The organism is Cysteiniphilum litorale (assembly GCF_003428165.1).
Classification (GTDB): domain Bacteria; phylum Pseudomonadota; class Gammaproteobacteria; order Francisellales; family Francisellaceae; genus Caedibacter; species Caedibacter litoralis.
Window position 1 is genome coordinate 1 of record NZ_QLIQ01000172.1, and the last position, 655, is coordinate 655.

The following is a 655-nucleotide window of genomic DNA, read 5'->3' on the forward strand; positions in this document are numbered from 1 at the left end:
TAACCCCTTCAATTAACCTTCCGGCACCGGGCAGGCGTCACACCCTATACTTCCTCTTTCGAGTTCGCAGAGTGCTGTGTTTTTAGTAAACAGTCGCAGCCACCTGGTATCTGCAACCCCTTCAAGCTCCAGACGTGCGTCCTTCACCCTAATGGGGCACACCTTCTCCCGAAGTTACGGTGTCATTTTGCCTAGTTCCTTCACCTGGGTTCTCTCATCGCCTTGGTATTCTCTACCCACCCACCAGTGTCGGTTTACAGTACGGTCAATCATAATCTATGCTTAGAAGGTTTTCCTGGAAGCAGAGCATCAATCTCTTCGTCAAGCAAGCTCGACTTCGTCTCACGCCTCAGATCAACATATGTCCGGATTTACCTAAACATACTACCTACACGCTTTCACCCGGACAACCATCCGCCGGGCAGACCTAGCTTTCTCCGTCTCTCCATCGCAATTACAATCGGTACAGGAATATTAACCTGTTTCCCATCGACTACTCCCTTCGGATTCGCCTTAGGGGCCGACTTACCCTACGTTGATTAACATTGCGTAGGAAACCTTGGGTTTTCGGCCAATAAGAATCTCACTTATTTATCGTTACTCATGTCAGCATTCGCACTTCTGATATCTCCAGCAAACTTCTCAATTCACCTTC

1 rRNA gene is annotated in these 655 nt (G+C 48.5%); it reads right to left on the reverse strand.

The features are described 5' to 3' along the window. Positions 1-655, reverse strand: a 23S ribosomal RNA gene (locus tag DNJ75_RS15125); the annotation flags it as partial.